This is a genomic window from Megasphaera sp. SW808 (assembly GCF_012027795.1).
GTDB classification, from domain to species: Bacteria; Bacillota; Negativicutes; order Veillonellales; family Megasphaeraceae; genus Megasphaera; species Megasphaera stantonii.
On record NZ_SJOT01000038.1, the window covers coordinates 1 to 17,378 of the forward strand.

The window sequence follows — 17,378 nt, forward strand, 5'->3', positions numbered from 1 at the left end:
ATGTATGCGTTCTTTTTTTGTATATGTGCGGCTTCCTATCCTTCCAGGTCCCTGGGATAAGTAGCGAACCTCGTTTGAAGGAGCGAAAGCGACACGCAAACGAGTGTGAGTCACTTATGTCGGACCGCTAACCTAAGCTGGATATGTTGCAGCAACGTATGTATGCGTGCCGGTCCGACTGATAGGTGAGACGACCGCCAGCAGGAGACGTATACAATATGTATGTGTTCTTTTTTTGTATATGTGCGGCTTCCTATCCTTCCAAGTCCCTGGTATAAGCATAAGCAGGGAACCCCGTTTGAAGGAACGCAGCGACGCGCAAACGGGAGTGAGTCCCTTACTTCGAATAGGGGAAAATGAGATGGAATACTGATAGGTCTATGTGGCAAAAGTTGTCGATTCGAAGCCCTGATGGAGATATCCTAAACAGATAGGCACGATACGCAAAGCTGTGTAAATCGCTTATGTCGAGTCTTTGCGTAAGCAGAACATGTTATGAAGAGGTATTTCTTTCTATCTTTTCAAATTTCTATAGTGCTTATTATCAAAACATGTGATTTAATCATAACAATTATCCGTATAAAATAATATTCTTTTATTTTTAATACCATCTTCTCCATGTTTTTTCTTGTATTTTGAATACATACATCTAATGATTAAGCTTTTATTGTCAGATTGCTTTTCTTGTGGTATAAATGTGTATGTAATAAAAAAGAGGAGTTGATTGTTATGGTAAAGAGCGTCGCTGCACCTCAGGCCAAAGGCAAGAGTGCAGAAGATAAAATTTTTGGAGCTAACAATCGGGCTGTCGCCTTGGCTGAAACATTAGGGGCAGACAAAGTCATTAACGGCACGGTCGGTTCTATTTTGGATGAAGACGGCAATTTGGTCATGCTTCACGTTGTAGAAGAAGCCTTCAAGGCCTTGACGCCGAAAGAAATCGTAGCGTATGCGCCGATTCAGGGATATCCTGAATATTTGGACGCCGTTATCGACCAGTGCTTTGGCGAATCCCGCCCGGAAGGCTATATCCGCGCTTGCGCAACCTCCGGCGGTTCCGGCGTCCTCCATCACGTCATTCATAACTATTCCGAATGGGGCGACGACATCCTGACCAGCGACTGGCATTGGGGCGCCTATGGTTCCATGTGCAATGACAACGGCCGCCACCTGCGGGAATTTGAGCTGATCGGCGCAGACGGAAAATTCAATTTCGCCAGTTTCAAGGAACAGGTAGAAGACATGGTGGAAAAACAGTACAATACGGTCATCATCATGAATTCTCCGGCGAACAACCCGACGGGATTTGCCTTGTCTTCGGAAGATTGGGATACCGTATTAGCTTTCTTGACGGACGTCGTCGCCGGCAAGGATAAAAATATTATTCTCGTTCCCGATGTAGCATATTTAGACTACAGCGGAGAAAAGAAAGAATGCCGCAAGTTCTTCAAGAAATTCGGAAACTTGCCGGATAATATTCTCGTCGTAGTCGCCTATACGTGCAGCAAGGGCTTTACCATGTATGGTCAGCGCATGGGCGCTATGATCTGTGTAACGGCAAACGAAGACATCGCTAACGAATTCGTAGCTATTAACCAGTATACGAGCCGCGCAACCTGGTCTAATTCCAACAGCGCCGCGATGAAAGCCATGGCCAATATTTGCAAAGATCCGGCTAAGGTCGCTGAATTGGACGCTGAACGGGCTAAATACTTCGCCCTTATTAAAGAACGGGCCGATATCTTCATGAAAGAAGCGCAGGAATGCGGTCTGAAATACCTGCCGTACTTGTCCGGCTTCTTCATCACCATTCCTATGGAAGGTTCTCAGGCTGTCTGCGATTTGCTGGAAAAGGAAAATATCTTCTTAGTTCCCCTTGGCAAGGGCGTTCGCCTCGCCGTTTGCTCCGTATCTAAAGCCAAAATCACGGGGCTGGCAGCTAAAATTAAATCTGCTGTAGAAGCAACGGGCGCAAAACAATAATCACGTCTATGCAGGCCGGTATAGGATGTTACTATACCGGCTTTTTCTATGAGGGGGATGGGCATGAAGGAGTTTTTTGAACAACTAAATTCGGTTCTTTCTATCGTAGCGGCTATATCTGATTTTTTATGGGAAGTTCCGACAAATTGGGAGTGGTATAAAGCCATTCCCGTATTCGGCAGCTTTTCGCTGGCTGTTATTGTCCTGGTTGGCACGGGGATTTATTTTTCCATCCGATTGGGCTTTATCCAAGTCCGGCAGTTTAAAAGAGGGATGAATCTCTTGATTCACCGCCGCGCCGCCTCGACGGGCATATCGCCGCTGGCTGCGTTTTTCCTGAGCTCGGCCATGCGCGTCGGGCCGGGAAATATTCTCGGCGTGACCGGGGCCATTTCTGTCGGCGGTCCGGGTGCGTTGTTTTGGATGTGGGTTTCTGCGTTTTTTGGAATGGCTATGGCTTATACGGAAGCGACGCTGGCTCAGCTCTGCAAGGAACGAAAGGGCGGGGAGTTTGTCGGCGGCATGCCCTTCTACGGCCGGCGGCTGTTGGGAAATAAGGCGTGGATCGGTACGATATTATCAGGCGTTTATATTTTCTACGCCATGTTTTGTCTGCCGGCGCAGTCCTTTAACGTTGTGTCTTCGATCGGCGCTATGGGTGAGCTGGTGGCAGGCCATCCCATTGCGGCGATGTCGGCCTTTTACGTGGCGGCGGCGTGTATCGTCCTGCTCGTTGCGGCTGTTATGGCTTTTGGGGGAATCAAACGGGTATCCAGCGCGAATAATAAGCTGGTTCCCATTATGGCGGTCGTGTATGTCGTGACCGTATTGGCCTTGGTTTTTGCCAATGTAAACAGCGTGCCCTATTTCTTCAGCGCCGTCCTGGGCGGAGCCTTTCAGCCGGATGCCGTATTTGGCGGCTTGTTTGGTACCGTATTGGTACAGGGGATAAAAAGGGGATTGATGTCCAACGAAGCCGGGCAGGGGACAATTACGATGTCGGCGGCTGCGGCCGACGCCAGGCATCCCTGCGAGCAGGGAATGATAGCCGCCTTGGGCGTGTTATTAGATACACATGTGATTTGTACGATGACGGGATTTGTCGTCATCATGGCCCATGCCTGGACTGCTGCTCCGGAAGCCTGGGCCGCGGCGGGGCAGCTGCCTAAATTTTTGTTGTCCGTTCACGTATTGACCCCGTCGGGCATTACATCTGTCATCCTGTTTCTGTTGGCGTTGTGCTTTGGCTTATTTGCGTATACGACGATGATCGGCATGATTACTTTTTCCGAAATTGCCGTCAACCGCATCAGCCGCAGCCGCTTTGCCGCCAACTTTGTCCGGTCCTTAGGGATTGTCGTTTCGGCCTTCGGCATTACGGTGCAGCTGGCAGGATATGATTTGAGCAATTTATGGGCCTTTTCCGACTTGGCCAATATCGTGCTGGTATACATTAACGTCCCCCTGCTGTACCTTGGCTTCCGTCACGTATTAAAAGCGACGGCTCATTATACGGCGACGGACGGTTCAGCCTTTTCGGAAACGGTTACGGAACTGGCATCTTCGTATTGGCGTGAACGGCCCGTAAAATAATGCGGCGAGGCGCTGAAATATCTGTCAGTAACGCCGATATTTTTCTTTATGACGGCGGAATTTTTTTATACAATAGAGGTAAGATTCAATAGACGTTATAAAAAGAAAGAAGGTAGAAATCATGTTTAAGACCATCGGAATTTGCGGTACCGGCAATATGGGCCGGGCTATTGTGAAAGGACTAGCTGCATCCGGCTTGATAGAGCCGGGCAATATCCTGTTATACAATATTCACAGCGCAAAAGCGCAGGCCTTAGCCGATGAAACAGGGGCCTCCGTTGTCTATTCCGCAGCGGAGTTAGCCGAACGTTCGCAAGGGCTTATTATGGCGGTCAAGCCGCATATCCTTCCGTCATCGCTGGAAGAGGTACGGGGCTGTGTGAAAGAGGATACGGTGATTATTTCGATTGCCGCCGGCCTGACGCTGGACCGTTTGGCGGGATGCCTGCCGGAAAAGGCTAAGATCATCCGCGTAATGCCCAATACACCGTCGATGGTCGGCGAAGGCATGGCCTCTGTATCGCCGAATGCCTATGCGACGGAAGAAGACGTGCAGGCCGTGCTCGATATATTCCGCAGCTTCGGAAAGGCTGAAATTATGGAAGAACGCCTGATCGACGCCGTATGCGGCGTCAGCGGCAGCGCTCCGGCTTATGTATATATGTTTATCGAAGCCTTGGCAGACGGCGCCGTACTGGAAGGAATGCCGCGCCATACGGCGTATACCTTTGCCGCTCAGACCGTATTAGGCGCAGCCAAGATGGTGCTGGAAAGCGGCATGCATCCGGGAAAATTAAAAGATGACGTATGTTCGCCCGGCGGTACGACGATAGAGGCGGTCTTAGCTCTGGAACAACGGGGTTTCCGGGCAGCTGTCGCAGAAGCTGTCATAGCGTCGGCAGAAAAGAATAAAACGATGTAGACTATTATACTTTTAACGATAAAACAGCATGCCATATTGCAGATGGCGTGCTGTTTTTTTGACAGGGACTTACAGCATAAAAAGTATATGCTATTTAATAAAAAATGAATAATGAAAATTACATAAAGTCATACAAATTTTGAGAAAAGATTCACAAACCTTAAAATGTTATGAGTAATGGTGCGGATTTTAAAAATAAAACGTTAGCATGATATAATGTAATAACTGACCAATTCATAATTCGAAAGATATATGTGTGAAATGTCTAAATGTAATTTACACTTTGTAATGAATGCGGTATAATAAGACACGAAAGAGGGAAAGAACTGAGATATACTATTAAAGTTATTTTTCCTCGAAAACGCTGGTTACGTTGTATAAGATTCCGTTACGGCGGGATTTTGACAGGCAGCAATCACGCGCTCTTTATACCGGAAACGGTTAAAGTGATAGATGTCAGTCATCATTATTTTATGTTGGAGGTTATGTATTATGGCAAAAGGTAAAGTTACACCGGAACTTATTGAAGAGTTCAAAAAAATCGTTGGCGAAAAATTCGTGTATACGGATGCTGACAAGCTCGAACCGTATTCTCATGACGAAGTAACCGACCCCCATTATATGAAGATGCCTCAGGTCGTTGTATTGCCGGCTACGACGGAAGAAGTTTCCAAAGTCGTTAAATTGTGCTATGACAACGATATCGTAATGGTACCGCGTGCAGCCGGCACAGGCCTGGCAGCTGGTGCTGTTGCTACGTTCGGCGGCGTTATCATTTCCATCGAACGCATGAATAAAATCCTCGAAATCGATAAAGACAACATGGTATGCGTTACGGAACCAGGCGTTACGACGACTGTCCTTCAGGATGCCGTTAAAGAAAAGGGTCTCTTCTACGGCGGCGACCCCTGCAGCGGGGACTCCTGCTTCATCGGCGGCAACGTTGCAACGAATGCCGGCGGTAACCGTGCCGTTAAGTATGGCGTAACCCGTGATCAGGTTATGGGTATTGAAGTTGTTACTCCGAGCGGCGAAGTTGTTACATTGGGCGGCAAATTCCGTAAAAATGCAACGGGCTACATGCTCATGCACTTGTACATTGGTTCCGAAGGTACTCTCGGCATTATCACAAAGATTTACCTGAAATTGGTTGCTTTGCCGAAATACCAGATGGACCTCTTGGCAGTATTCGACAATCTCGACGATGCTATTGCCTTGACGCCGAAGATCATGAATGCTGGTATTACTCCGGTCTGTGTAGAATTCATGGACAACGCTTCCATCAAACAGGTTGAAGTGTTCTTGAACGAAAAACTGCAGCATTCCGATGTTGGCAACTACATCATCGTTCAGATCGCCGGCGACAGCGAAGATATCCTCGACGAACAGTGCGAAAAGATCGACGAATTGGCTCGTGAAAATAAAGCTCTTGACGTATTGGTTGCTAACCCGGCTGTTATTTGGAAATCCCGTAAAGCATACCTCGAAGCTGACCGCGCTCGCAGCTTAGTATTCTCCATGGAAGATATCGTAGTCCCGATGACCGATATTCCGCAGGCTGTACAGCAGATTTCCCGCTTGGCTGACAAATACAACGTCGCTATGCACTGCGCTGGCCACTGCGGCGACGGCAACGTTCATATCGATATCCTGAAAGATGACCGTACGCAGGAAGAATGGGAAGAAATGCTTCCGCAGATTCAGAGCGAAATTTACGAACTCGTATACAACCTGGGCGGCCGTCTCTCCGGCGAACACGGCATTGGCTACAAACGTGCTGCGTTGTTAGCTAAATACACGAACCCGGTTGAATTGAAGCTGATGAAAGCCGTTAAGAAAGCTCTTGACCCGAAGAACATCATGAACCCGGGCAAAGTTGTCAGCATCAACGACGAAGTTCCTGTAGAAGAATAATCTGAAAATTCATAACTGAAATACATGCAAAAGGTAAAACCGGTTTCGGTTTTACCTTTTGTAGTATACGGACTATTTTCAAAATGGACGTATATAATCATTATAATGAGAATGTATATTATTGTTAAAACAATAAGCAATGAATGTAAGGCACTGATTAGAATACAGAAAGGGTGAATTGTATCATGAAAAATTTCTCGATTCCTTTTGGTAAGGAAAAGATTACTTTTTCTTTGCCAGATTGAACAAGTAGCAGGCGTATTGCTTTCTCATGCTCATGAATATAAAGCACCGAAATCGGAAGCGGAATTGGTAGCTGACGCGTTGGCCAATCCAATTGGCAGCCCGAGGTTAAGCGAGCTGGCTAAGGGCAAAAAGACGTGCACGATCATATCCAGCGACCATACGCGTCCCGTTCCGAGTCATGTCATCATGCCGCAGCTGCTGGCTGAACTGCGGAAGGGAAATCCGGATATCGACATTACGATACTGATTGCTACGGGTATGCATCGGCCTACGACGCATGAAGAGCTAGTGGCGAAGTACGGAAAAGAAATAGCCGATCATGAAACATTTGTCATCCATGACAGTCGTAAGGATGAAGATCTGGTCAGTATCGGCACCTTACCGTCGGGCGGCGAATGCCTCATCAATAAAGCGGCGGCCAATGCGGATTTGCTTATTGCCGAAGGATTTATTGAACCTCATTTCTTTGCCGGTATGTCAGGCGGCCGCAAATCCGTTCTTCCGGGCATTGCCAGCAAGATTGCAGTATTGGCAAACCACTGCTCGGAATTTATCGACAGCCCCTATGCCCGCACCGGCGTGTTGGAAGGCAATCCCATTCATCAGGACATGCTGTACGCTGCCAAAGCCGCTAAATTAGCCTTTATCTGCAACGTCGTCATCGACGCTGATAAGAAGGTCATTGCGGCATTTGCCGGAGACAGCGAACAGGCTCATTACGCCGGCGTAGATTTTGAAATGAAGCTGGCTGGCGTAAAACCTGTGCCGGCAGATATTGTCGTTACGACAAACGGCGGGTATCCGCTGGATCAGAATATTTACCAGTCCGTCAAGGGCATGACTGCTGCGGAAGCGACGTGCAAAGAAGGCGGCGTCATCATTGACGTATCGGCTTGCTCCGACGGCCATGGCGGCGAAGCGTTCTACAACACGCTGAAGGATGCGGCGGATGTACAGAAAGCCATGGATGACATCTTGGCTCGCGGCCGGAATGAAACAGTCTTCGACCAGTGGGAATCGCAGATTCTTCTGCGCATGCTGCTGAAATATACCATTATCATGGTAACGGAAGCGCCGAAAGACATGGTAGAAACTATGCATATGAAATATGCCGCCAGCATAGACGAAGCCCTGGCTATGGCGAAGGAGATTGTCGCCGCCAAAGGCGTATCGAAACCGAAAATTACGATTATTCCTGACGGCGTATCGGTTATCGTGAAAGAGTAATCGGCTTTGCTTACATGTGGGGAGCGCTCTGTTTGAGGGCGCTTCTTTTCTGCGATTTTACTTGTATTGCCCATCCTTTTCGACTATAATGGAGCTGTTATGTTGTATTATGAGGAGGATGTATTGTGGACGCGTTAGAAGCGACGTTATTATTTGATTTCAGCATCGTGGCTCAGGTCATCTTGATCGATTTGGCTCTTGGCGGCGATAATTCCATCGTCATTGGCATGGCCGCTAAAAACCTGCCGCCCCATTTGCAGAAGAGGGCTATTATATACGGCACGATTGGGGCCATTGTCCTGCGGTTTACCCTGGCCTTTATTGTTTCCTGGCTCTTCCATATTCCCTTCTTAAAGACTGTCGGCGGCATACTGCTCATCGGCATCGGCATCAAGCTCATTGGAGCCCGCAACGAAGAGGAAGACGTAAAAGTCGAAGCGAAGGATTCTCTGTGGGCTGCAGTCCGTACGATTATTCTGGCCGATGCGCTCATGAGTTTGGACAACGTGTTGGGGATTGTCGGCGTCACGGGCAACCACTGGGGAATGCTCATCTTCGGCATGCTCATATCCGTGCCTATTATCATCTTCGGCAGCACCATCGTCGTCAAGGTCATGAATAAGTTCCCTATATTAATGTACATCGGCGGCGCAATCCTGGGCTGGGCTGCCGGCGGCATGCTGGCGACGGACCATTATCTGGCCGAATATGTCTCGTTCATCGCGGTGTATCCGTCGGAAGTCAAGGCGGCGCTGCTGGTCGTTACCTTGACCGGAGGGTTTATTTGGAAACACGTCCATAATCGGCAGGATGCGGCCGCCGCATAAGGCGACGGCGAAGGCCGTATCTGCGGACGTACTGTGCCGGGAGACAAACTGTAAAAAAGTTTTCTCTCTCCGGCACATTTTTTTATTTTTTTCCTTGACATTTCTTCTGGATGTGGTATTATATACAAGTCAGGTGACGGGGCGTAGCGCAGTTTGGTAGCGCGCTTGGTTCGGGACTAAGAGGTCGCAGGTTCAAATCCTGTCGCCCCGACCATATTTTACACATTGGATGCTGATCCCGAGAGCATCGGAAATTGAATAATGGAAAACAATGTGTAAGCCATGGAGAGCTGTCCGAGCGGCTGAAGGAGCATGATTGGAAATCATGTATAGGGCTAAAGCTCTATCGTGGGTTCAAATCCCACGCTCTCCGCCATAATGAAAAAAGAATCTGTTTCGGCAGGTTCTTTTTTTGTACCTGATTTTTCTTGACAGCAGCAGATAAACCTGCTATACTTACATTTGTTGAAAATAAAGCAGAAGCTATCCGCTTCTCACCTTACATGGCTTTCGTGTTACTAAGGTTTATGAGGAATCAGTCGAGCGGATAGTATTATGCTGTCCGTTCTTTTTTTATGGAGGTGAAAGGCAATTAGTAAGGAATTGCGTATCAACGATCAGATTCGAGCCCGTGAAGTCCGCGTGGTCAGCGATACTAACGAACAGCTTGGTGTAATGTCTCTCCGTTCTGCCCGCCAGATTGCGGAAGAACGCCATATGGATTTAGTAGAAGTTGCACCGAATGGCAAACCGCCCGTATGCCGCATCATGAACTACGGCAAATATCGGTATGAACAGCAAAAACGGGAAAAAGAAGCCAAGAAGAAGCAGAAAGTATTAATCATGAAGGAAGTAAAATTACGTCCTAACATTGAAGATCATGATTTTTACGTCAAGATGAAGGCTGCGCAGCGTTTCTTGAGCGAAGGAAGCAAAGTAAAGGTTACCATCATGTTCCGTGGTCGGGAAATGAGCCATCCGGAGTTGGGCCGAGACCTGCTGATGCGTTTTGCTGATGAGCTCAAAGAAACCGCCCGCGTAGAAAAAGAACCTAAAATTGAAGGCAGAAACATGACGATGGTCATTGCTGCCGTTAAAGGGAAGTAAGAGGAGGATTTATATATTATGCCGAAATTAAAAACACGCCGTGCAGCGGCAAAACGTTTTACAACTACTGGTACTGGTAAATTCAAACGCATGAAACCGTATAAGAGCCACATTTTGGAATCCAAATCTCCGAAACGTAAACGTAACCTGAGAAAAGCTACGCTCGTTTCCAAGACGATGAACGAAGCAGTTCGCAAAATGTGCCCGTACATCTAATAACAGCTTATATATTTAGTATAGATTTGGAGGAACTTAAGAATGGCTAGAATTAAAGTTGGCGTTACAGCACACGCTCGTCATAAAAAAATCTTAAAAATGGCTAAAGGCTACCGCGGTACCCGCAGCCGTCTGTTTAAAAAAGCTAATGAAAGCGTAATGAAAGCTCTGTTTTACGCTCGTCGCGACCGCCGCGCCAAGAAACGCGAATTCCGTAAATTGTGGATCGCCCGTATCAACGCAGCAGCCCGCGCTCAGGGCATGAGCTACAGCCGCTTCATCTGCGGCCTTACGAAAGCCGGTGTTATCGTCGACCGTAAGATGCTGGCTGACTTGGCTGTCAACGACGCAGCTGCCTTTGCTAAATTGGTAGACGTTGCCAAAGCGCAGTAATTGCATATGCACTTAAAACCGGAGACGTGAGTTTCCGGTTTTTTTGCATATGTGATAACTGCTGCAGCTATTCGTGCGCGTCGTCAATGCGGGCTTTATACTCATGCTGATGACGGGATGGGCGGAGACTATGGCAGAATATACCGTTGTCAATAGAGTATATAAAACCAGGGCGCCGAATGATGATCGTTTCATTCGACGCCCTGTTGTGTGTGGGAAAATATTTTGCATATTAATGCGATGTGGGGCGGCAGGACACGTTAGACGCATGGTGCCGTTTGTTCCAGGCCGCCAATACGGCTAAGGCGGAAATGCGATGAATAAAGGCAAAGCGAATATTCACTAAATTGACGAAACGGCCGACGAGCAGCATAGAAATGATCGTACCGACGCCAAGACCGACGAAATTGCCTATACCGGAAAAAGCAAAGGACATGGAGCAGGCAATCAGAAATAATGTGGTATCGAAGGCAATTTTTACGGTGCCAAAGCGCCAGCGGAATGTCCCGGCAATCGCTTGTACCAAGCCTTCTCCGGGAACCATGAGTACATTAGGGGCCACTTCGATACAAATACCGAAGGCCAGGATCAGGCAGCCCGCTAAGAGTGCCGCTAATTTCAAGATTAGCGCAGTAGGTTCAACCCAGGATAACAGAAACATAAAAATATCGATGCAGACGCTGAATAAGGCGACAACGCCGATTTGTAAGAATTGAATCGGGCGGAAGCTTTTTCTGAGGATCAATATTTGAGCAAGAATAAAAAACATATTCATGACAAAGGTAAATTGCCCAAAGGTTGGCGTGAAATGCAGACATAGCACGTAAGGAACGCTGGAAATGGGCGATGTTCCCAGGTCTGCCTTAGTGATTAGGGCTATGCCCAAGGCGTTGATGATAATGCCGAGGATAAAGTAAACGTTGCGAAGAAGGAAAATTTTCATATATGTCATCTCGTTTTCTAGTATAGATATGCTGACGCGTCCTTTATTTCAAATGGGTGTCGAAAAAATCAATGATGAGTTTCATGATTTCCGGCTGTATCCACAGCGGTCCGCCATGGCCGGCTCCTTTGACGACATAGCGATGCGCTTCGATATTCTGTCTGGCCAAGGCGGTGCGAAGGATTTCCGTCTGGCTGGGCGAAACGACTGTGTCGGCGTCGCCGTGCATCAAGAGGAAGGGCGGCGTTTTGTCTGAAATGTAGGAGATGGGATTGGCTGCTGCGGCGCCTTTGGGATTGGCGTCTATGCCGCCGTCTTTACCGCCGAATACGGGAGAGCCGTTTATCCACAGGGCTTCCGTTGCGGCCGGAGAACGGTGCAGCTTCTGTATATCTGGGCTGTAGTCGGCGCCGATGGCTGTCAAATCCGATACGCCGTATAAATCGACGACGGCCTGTACGTCGCTGGTTTGCTCCAGGTTGTCGCCGGAATCGAATTGTCCCGTGCCGCTTGTCGTGCCGGCAAAGGCTGCTAAGTACCCGCCGGCTGAACCTCCCATGACGCCGATGTGCTGTGAGTCAACATGGAACTGGCCGGCGTGGGCGCGTAAATACCGGATTGCTGATTTTACGTCCTCCAGCGGAGCCGGAAAAGTCGACGCAGGCGCTACGCGATAGGTGATGCTGGCGACGACGTAGCCGTGCTCGGCCAATTCGAGGCGCTGCTGGATGTAGCCGTCTTTATTGGCGTTGATAAAGCCGCCGCCGTTGATATATACGATTGCCGGATAAGGGCCTTCGCCGCAAGGGACGAGGAGGTCCATCGTCATGGCTTTGCTGACGTAGCCGCGATCGGGTACCTGGGCATGGACGACGTCAGAAACAAGCTGTACCATTTCTTTCGTTGGATGTACCTCCAGCGATTGGCTGGTACTGGCTGCGGACGCCGCGCCGCCGACGGAACAGAGAAGGAGGCTTAATGCGACAGCTTGCGATATCGCTTTTATTTTCATACATAATGTCCCTTTCTTTTGCTGATGGCAATAATAAAGTTTTAATTAAAACTAAATATATCATACAGAGCAGCTGTACAAATGTCAATATAAGAGAGCCGGGATATCCAAGCGTATAAAAAATTGACGGGACGGCGATATCTATATTATGATTAAAAAAAATACACCTAAAGGAGTGAGACTATGAATAGCTTATTTCCCCATGTCGCGGCGCCTTTGGCCGTTGGAAGCAAGACGATGCCCAATCGTATTGTCATCCCGCCGATGGCCGATATTATCCAAAAGGTGCCAGAAAATTACGTTACGGAGTACATGCTGCAGCGGTATAAAGCCTATACGGACGGCAATCCCGGAATGATCGTCGTAGAAGGAAGCAACGTGACGGAAATGCGGGACGTACGCGAGGCCATCGGGCTGTGGAAGGATGAGTTCATTCCCCCTTTGCGGCGGCTGGCCGAGGTAGTCAAGGCCGGCGGAGCTGTCGGCTTAATCCAGATTTCCAACGTCGGCTTGAAAGTGATGGAGGAAAACTCTATTGCCGATATCAGCAGAGAACAGTTTTTATCCTATAAAGAGGATTTTATCCAGGCGGCAGTCCGCTGTCGTGAAGCGGGCTTTGACGGCGTCGAACTACAAGGTGCGCATGGATACTATCTCTGCCAGGTTATCGAGACGAGCGCGCGCGATGACGAATACGGCGGTTCCTTTGAAAATCGTATCCGCCTGCTCGTCGAATTAGTTCAGGATATTAAAAAAGCCTGCGGATCGGACTTTATCGTGTCCGCCCGCATAGGCTATCCGACGATAGACGGATTGATTGACCTGGCGAAGGCTTTAGAAAGCGCCGGCGCAGATCTGCTGAGCATTTCTACGGGGACGAAAAATTACGATGTGCCCGACGATTTTCCCCTCGACAATAAGATATACGCCGCGTCGCGCGTTAAGCAAGCCGTGCAGATTCCGGTCCTGGCGGTGGGAAATATCAAGAGCGGCGAAGAATGCGAATGGATCCTGCAAAAAGGATACGCCGACTGTATTGCCGTCGGTCGGTGCCATTTAGCTGACCCGGCGTGGTCTGGCAAAATATTAGAGGGACAGGAACCGGTGCCCTGCCGGCGCTGCAAGCCGTGCCGCTGGTTTAAAGATAGTTCGCAATGCCCGGCCCGCAACGAGCGGGAGCACGCATAAATATGTAATACTGCACAAAAATAAGAGCCTCTATGGGGCTCTTATTTTTGTGTGGAAATGAAAGTTTTACGGCTGCAGCAGAAAGGCTTCCAGCGAATCGGGGACGTTGCCGGGGCTGCGGGTAATATAGTAGCTGTCGACCTTTGGCGGTGCAAAGTCGAGGAGCGGAATCGCCCGCAGCTTTCCCAGCAGCAAATCGTCTTCAATGAGGCTGCGGGGAAGGAACGTATACCCCAGCCCTTCGGCTACATATTGGGGCAGCTTGGTGCTGTTGTCGATTTCCATAGGGAAGCGGTGATACCGGGGAAACAAGTCCTGAATATACAGGCCGACTCCCTGCAGGGCGAAATTGCAGAATAAATAATTGATCTTTTGCAGGTCGCTTTTATAGATGCCGGAAGCGTATTCCTTATCGTCGGCCTGACAGACAAGGACCAGCGTGTCCGTGCGGTAGGGCTGGCATATATAGCCGTCGCGGAAGATGGCGCTGAATGAAAATACGGCGTCCAGCATACCGTCCTGCAATTTTTGCAGCATGTCGAGGGTATGGCTGATCGTCACGCCGAGGGATATGTCCGGGTTCGTATGCAAGTAGGCCCGGATTTTTTTCTGCAAATGACACTCATAAATCGTATTGGTCGTACCGATATTGATTTTTTTTGCATACGTAGGAGAGGTCTGCACGTCCTGCAGCGCCGTCGTTTCCAATTCGATAAAACGCTGGGCGTATTCGAGAAATTTCAGACCCGCCGGCGTCAGGTCGACTTGCTTGTGATTGCGGATAAACAAGGCGACGCCCAGTTCCGTTTCCAAGTCTCGGATGCGGTTGGTTACGGTAGATTGGGCGACGAAGAGCTGCTGCGCTGTCTTGGTAAAATTCTTTATTTCTGCCAAGGTGATAAAGGTGCGAAGTGTCGTAGTATCCATAAGGCTGTCCTTTGATTTGTGATTTGAAATATGAATTGATTAAATTAGAATAATCTATTTTACAAATTGCCTACGGCTATTATATAATATTAGCCGTAAGGAAGCAATGAATTGAAAGTATGTTTCAGTTATAATTTTACTATTGTTGTATATATAAAGATGGAGTTGAATGCAATGAACAAGAAAACAGTACCGTTTACGGAACAGCAGATTCACGATATTATCGCTACATATCCTACGCCCTTTCATATTTATGATGAAAAAGCCATTGTCGACAACGTGCGGAAGCTGATCAAGGCTTTCTCCTGGGCTCCGGATTTCAAGGAATATTTTGCAGTCAAAGCTACGCCGAACCCCTATCTCATGAGACTTCTTCAGGCTGAAGGCGTCGGAGCGGATTGCAGCTCCATGGCTGAGTTGGTATTGTGCGAAAAGGTCGGCATTACGGGCCACGATATCGTATTTTCTTCTAACGATACGCCGTACGAAGAATATAAAAAAGCGATGGAGTTAGGCGCTCTCATCAACTTGGACGATATTACGATGATTGAATATTTGGAAACGTACGGCCCGCTGCCGGAATGGATTTGCGCCCGCTATAATCCCGGTCCGCTGCTGAAAGAAGGCAACGCCATCATCGGTACGCCGGAAGAAGCAAAATACGGCATGACGCGCGAACAGATTTTTGAAGCCTTCCGTATCCTGAAAGAAAAAGGCGTTAAGCATTTCGGCCTTCATACGATGGTCGTTTCCAATGAATTGAATGTCAACGGCTTAATCAACACGGCTAAGATGATGTTTGAATTGGCCGTAGACGTCCAGAAGAACGTCGGCATCGACATCGAATTCCTTGATTTCGGCGGAGGCATTGGATTGCCCTACAAGCCGGAGCAGTCCTTCATCGATTACGACGAACTCAGCAAGGGCATTCAGGCTCATTACGAAGAAATCATGGTTCCGGCCGGTCTCGGCAACATCCGCATGTCTTTTGAATGCGGCCGCGCTATTACAGGCCCTTACGGTTACCTCGTCACGACGGCGATTCATCATAAACATATCTGGAAAGAATACATTGGCGTTGACGCCTGCATGGCAAACCTCATGCGTCCCGGCATGTACGGCTCGTACCACCATATCACCGTCATGGGCAAGGAAAACGCGCCGAAGGATCATATCTACGACGTATCGGGATCGCTCTGCGAAAACTGCGATAAATTTGCTATCGACCGGGCTCTTCCGGAAATTAACGACGGCGATGTCCTCGTCATTCACGATACAGGCGCTCACGGTCATTCCATGGGCTTTAACTACAACGGCAAACTTCGTTCGGCAGAACTGCTTCTCCATGCCGACGGCAGCGTAACGCAGATTCGTCGTGCTGAAACGCTGGACGATTTGTTTGCTACATTAGATTTCTCCAATTTATAATAGGCATTGCCAAGGGACATTCAAGACCTCGATTTGCATCGGGGTCTTTTTTTTATTTGCTTTCATAGTTTACTGTATCGGCAAAGTACTCTTTCGGGAGCGAACTGGTGATGCAATAGTATTTTAATTTTATCTCATATACTCTATAATATAATTGTGTCGGATTGTCCCGGAAAAGTGTGAAAAACAACATGGAGACTGCAAGGAGAGATGAGCGTATGATTCCTGCATACGATGTGTTAACTGGATTTCAAATCGTTATGGCTAGTATCCTCTTTACCTATGCCTGTTATTTTCAAAGACCGCGGAACTGTATGCCCTTTGTCATCGTCATACCCTACATCGCGTTTTTATTGTGGGGCATCGGCATTATGTATTATTTTGCCGTATTTTTTGCATTGGCCGTGCTATGGTTTCTGTTAGGAGGCTTGTTCGGCGCTGGAATTTCCGTATATTTTCGCCGGCGGTTTCCCCTGATGCAGGTGTTGGAAGACGGGTATATGATTCAATGTCCGCCGCTGCTGTTGGAGCCGGTTATATTGGTCGCTGCAGTGCTTCTGTTCGGCGGGATTCAGTTTGCAGCCTATGTATTTCCTTTTTTTAGCCAGTCATGGATATTCAATGAAATGCTCGGCTTTATTCCGGGAATTTTTTTAGGTTTTTTATGGGGAAGAATTATTTGCATGCTCATCAAGGCGCAAAGCGACAGGGAGCATCGGACGAGATAAGGAGGCGCGGCGCGTGGATAGTGCAGAAAGAAGAAAACGCATCGTTCAGATTTTGACAAATGCGAAAGGTGCCGTTACGGGGACGGAGCTTTCGCAGCAGTGTGATGTCAGCCGGCAGATCATCGTCGGCGACGTGGCTATATTGCGGGCAGAAGGCCTGGGGATCGTATCGACGCCGCGGGGGTATCAGCTGATCGGCGATATTCTCCCCGGTGTGCAGCACGTATTTGTATGCTGTCACGACATGGAATTGATGCAGGCGGAATTAGAGGCTATTGTGGATAACGGCGGCGTCGTTCATAACGTCGTCATTGAACACGAAGTGTACGGTAATCTGGAAGGTACGCTGAATCTTCGCTCGCGCCGCGACGTCAAACAGTATGTCAAAAAGATGAAAGACTCGCAGGCAGAACTTCTGAGCCGAATCAGCGGCGGCATACATACGCATTTAGTGACGGCGGCTTGCCAGGAAGACATAGATGCCATTCAGGAAGCACTAGAATCATTAGGCGTCTTATATACATAAGAGATACTGTGAATATGCCGCTTTATGCGACAGGCTGCGATACTGGAAACTATGTGCGGCAAGGCACCGGCGATTGCCGGTTGCGCATAGTTGTCAAAAAGGTATTGACAAGAGACTAAAAAGGGGATATACTAAACAAGCTGTTGCGGCAGGACGCCGCGGCAGGCCGGATGCGCCGGCAGCTTGAAAAGAACTTCA

16 protein-coding genes, 2 tRNA genes and 1 other annotated feature are annotated in these 17,378 nt (G+C 48.5%); of the genes, 15 read left to right on the plus strand and 3 right to left on the minus strand.

Translation table 11 applies throughout. The features are described 5' to 3' along the window. Positions 1 to 729 precede the first annotated feature (729 nt). The 11 genes from E0L13_RS11075 (at position 730) to rplT (ending at position 10,428) form a co-directional block, all read left to right on the plus strand. Positions 730 to 1,983 carry an aminotransferase class I/II-fold pyridoxal phosphate-dependent enzyme gene (locus E0L13_RS11075; protein ID WP_168062426.1) on the plus strand — a complete coding sequence of 418 codons (1,254 nt, stop codon included), beginning with the start codon at positions 730 to 732 and terminating at the stop codon, positions 1,981 to 1,983. A gap of 63 nt (positions 1,984 to 2,046) precedes the next feature. Continuing rightward, positions 2,047 to 3,576, plus strand: a complete 1,530-nt coding sequence (locus E0L13_RS11080; protein WP_168062428.1) for an amino acid carrier protein — start codon at positions 2,047 to 2,049, stop codon at positions 3,574 to 3,576. Positions 3,577 to 3,697: 121 nt separating this feature from the next. Then, positions 3,698 to 4,498 (plus strand): pyrroline-5-carboxylate reductase, encoded by an 801-nt coding sequence (gene proC / locus E0L13_RS11085; RefSeq protein WP_107196392.1) that lies wholly within the window; start codon positions 3,698 to 3,700, stop codon positions 4,496 to 4,498. A 492-nt stretch (positions 4,499 to 4,990) separates the two neighbouring features. Beyond that, the gene (locus E0L13_RS11090; RefSeq protein WP_107196393.1) at positions 4,991 to 6,412 is read left to right on the plus strand and encodes an FAD-linked oxidase C-terminal domain-containing protein; all 1,422 of its coding nucleotides are present in this window, start codon (positions 4,991 to 4,993) and stop codon (positions 6,410 to 6,412) included. A gap of 261 nt (positions 6,413 to 6,673) precedes the next feature. Beyond that, positions 6,674 to 7,885: a nickel-dependent lactate racemase gene (gene larA / locus E0L13_RS11095; RefSeq protein ID WP_240924736.1), complete on the plus strand. Its 1,212-nt coding sequence runs from the start codon at positions 6,674 to 6,676 to the stop codon at positions 7,883 to 7,885. Between the two features lie 125 nt (positions 7,886 to 8,010). Continuing rightward, positions 8,011 to 8,712 carry a TerC family protein gene (locus E0L13_RS11100; RefSeq protein WP_168062429.1) on the plus strand — a complete coding sequence of 234 codons (702 nt, stop codon included), beginning with the start codon at positions 8,011 to 8,013 and terminating at the stop codon, positions 8,710 to 8,712. 137 nt (positions 8,713 to 8,849) lie between these two features. Beyond that, positions 8,850 to 8,926, plus strand: a tRNA-Pro gene (locus tag E0L13_RS11105). A 70-nt stretch (positions 8,927 to 8,996) separates the two neighbouring features. Then, positions 8,997 to 9,088 (plus strand) — tRNA-Ser (locus E0L13_RS11110). Positions 9,089 to 9,180: 92 nt separating this feature from the next. Beyond that, positions 9,181 to 9,292, plus strand: a sequence feature (ribosomal protein L20 leader region). Positions 9,293 to 9,315: 23 nt separating this feature from the next. Next, entirely contained in the window at positions 9,316 to 9,819 is a 504-nt protein-coding gene (infC, locus tag E0L13_RS11115) for a translation initiation factor IF-3 (RefSeq protein WP_087478773.1), read from the plus strand. 18 nt (positions 9,820 to 9,837) lie between these two features. After that, positions 9,838 to 10,035 carry a 50S ribosomal protein L35 gene (gene rpmI, locus E0L13_RS11120; protein WP_087478772.1) on the plus strand — a complete coding sequence of 66 codons (198 nt, stop codon included), beginning with the start codon at positions 9,838 to 9,840 and terminating at the stop codon, positions 10,033 to 10,035. Positions 10,036 to 10,077: 42 nt separating this feature from the next. Beyond that, positions 10,078 to 10,428 carry a 50S ribosomal protein L20 gene (gene rplT / locus E0L13_RS11125; protein WP_087478771.1) on the plus strand — a complete coding sequence of 117 codons (351 nt, stop codon included), beginning with the start codon at positions 10,078 to 10,080 and terminating at the stop codon, positions 10,426 to 10,428. Between the two features lie 232 nt (positions 10,429 to 10,660). On the opposite strand, the gene E0L13_RS11130 is transcribed toward rplT, so the two are convergent. Beyond that, on the minus strand, positions 10,661 to 11,371 hold the full coding sequence (locus E0L13_RS11130; protein ID WP_168062431.1) for a DUF6198 family protein: 711 nt from the start codon (positions 11,369 to 11,371) through the stop codon (positions 10,661 to 10,663). A gap of 43 nt (positions 11,372 to 11,414) precedes the next feature. Then, the gene (locus tag E0L13_RS11135; protein WP_168062433.1) at positions 11,415 to 12,383 is read right to left on the minus strand and encodes an alpha/beta hydrolase; all 969 of its coding nucleotides are present in this window, start codon (positions 12,381 to 12,383) and stop codon (positions 11,415 to 11,417) included. 183 nt (positions 12,384 to 12,566) lie between these two features. On the opposite strand from E0L13_RS11135, the gene E0L13_RS11140 reads away from it, so the two are divergent. After that, entirely contained in the window at positions 12,567 to 13,571 is a 1,005-nt protein-coding gene (locus E0L13_RS11140) for an NADH:flavin oxidoreductase (RefSeq protein ID WP_168062435.1), read from the plus strand. 66 nt (positions 13,572 to 13,637) lie between these two features. Here E0L13_RS11140 and E0L13_RS11145 read toward each other — a convergent pair whose 3' ends face one another. Next, complete coding sequence (locus E0L13_RS11145; protein WP_168062437.1) at positions 13,638 to 14,498, minus strand: LysR family transcriptional regulator; 861 nt, start codon at positions 14,496 to 14,498, stop codon at positions 13,638 to 13,640. Between the two features lie 174 nt (positions 14,499 to 14,672). On the opposite strand from E0L13_RS11145, the gene E0L13_RS11150 reads away from it, so the two are divergent. The 3 genes from E0L13_RS11150 (at position 14,673) to E0L13_RS11160 (ending at position 17,180) form a co-directional block, all read left to right on the plus strand. Next, the gene (locus tag E0L13_RS11150; protein ID WP_168062439.1) at positions 14,673 to 15,926 is read left to right on the plus strand and encodes a diaminopimelate decarboxylase; all 1,254 of its coding nucleotides are present in this window, start codon (positions 14,673 to 14,675) and stop codon (positions 15,924 to 15,926) included. A 218-nt stretch (positions 15,927 to 16,144) separates the two neighbouring features. Further along, the gene (locus E0L13_RS11155) at positions 16,145 to 16,654 is read left to right on the plus strand and encodes a hypothetical protein (protein WP_168062441.1); all 510 of its coding nucleotides are present in this window, start codon (positions 16,145 to 16,147) and stop codon (positions 16,652 to 16,654) included. Positions 16,655 to 16,667: 13 nt separating this feature from the next. Further along, the gene (locus tag E0L13_RS11160) at positions 16,668 to 17,180 is read left to right on the plus strand and encodes a transcription repressor NadR (protein WP_087478764.1); all 513 of its coding nucleotides are present in this window, start codon (positions 16,668 to 16,670) and stop codon (positions 17,178 to 17,180) included. The last annotated feature ends 198 nt before the right edge of the window (positions 17,181 to 17,378 follow it).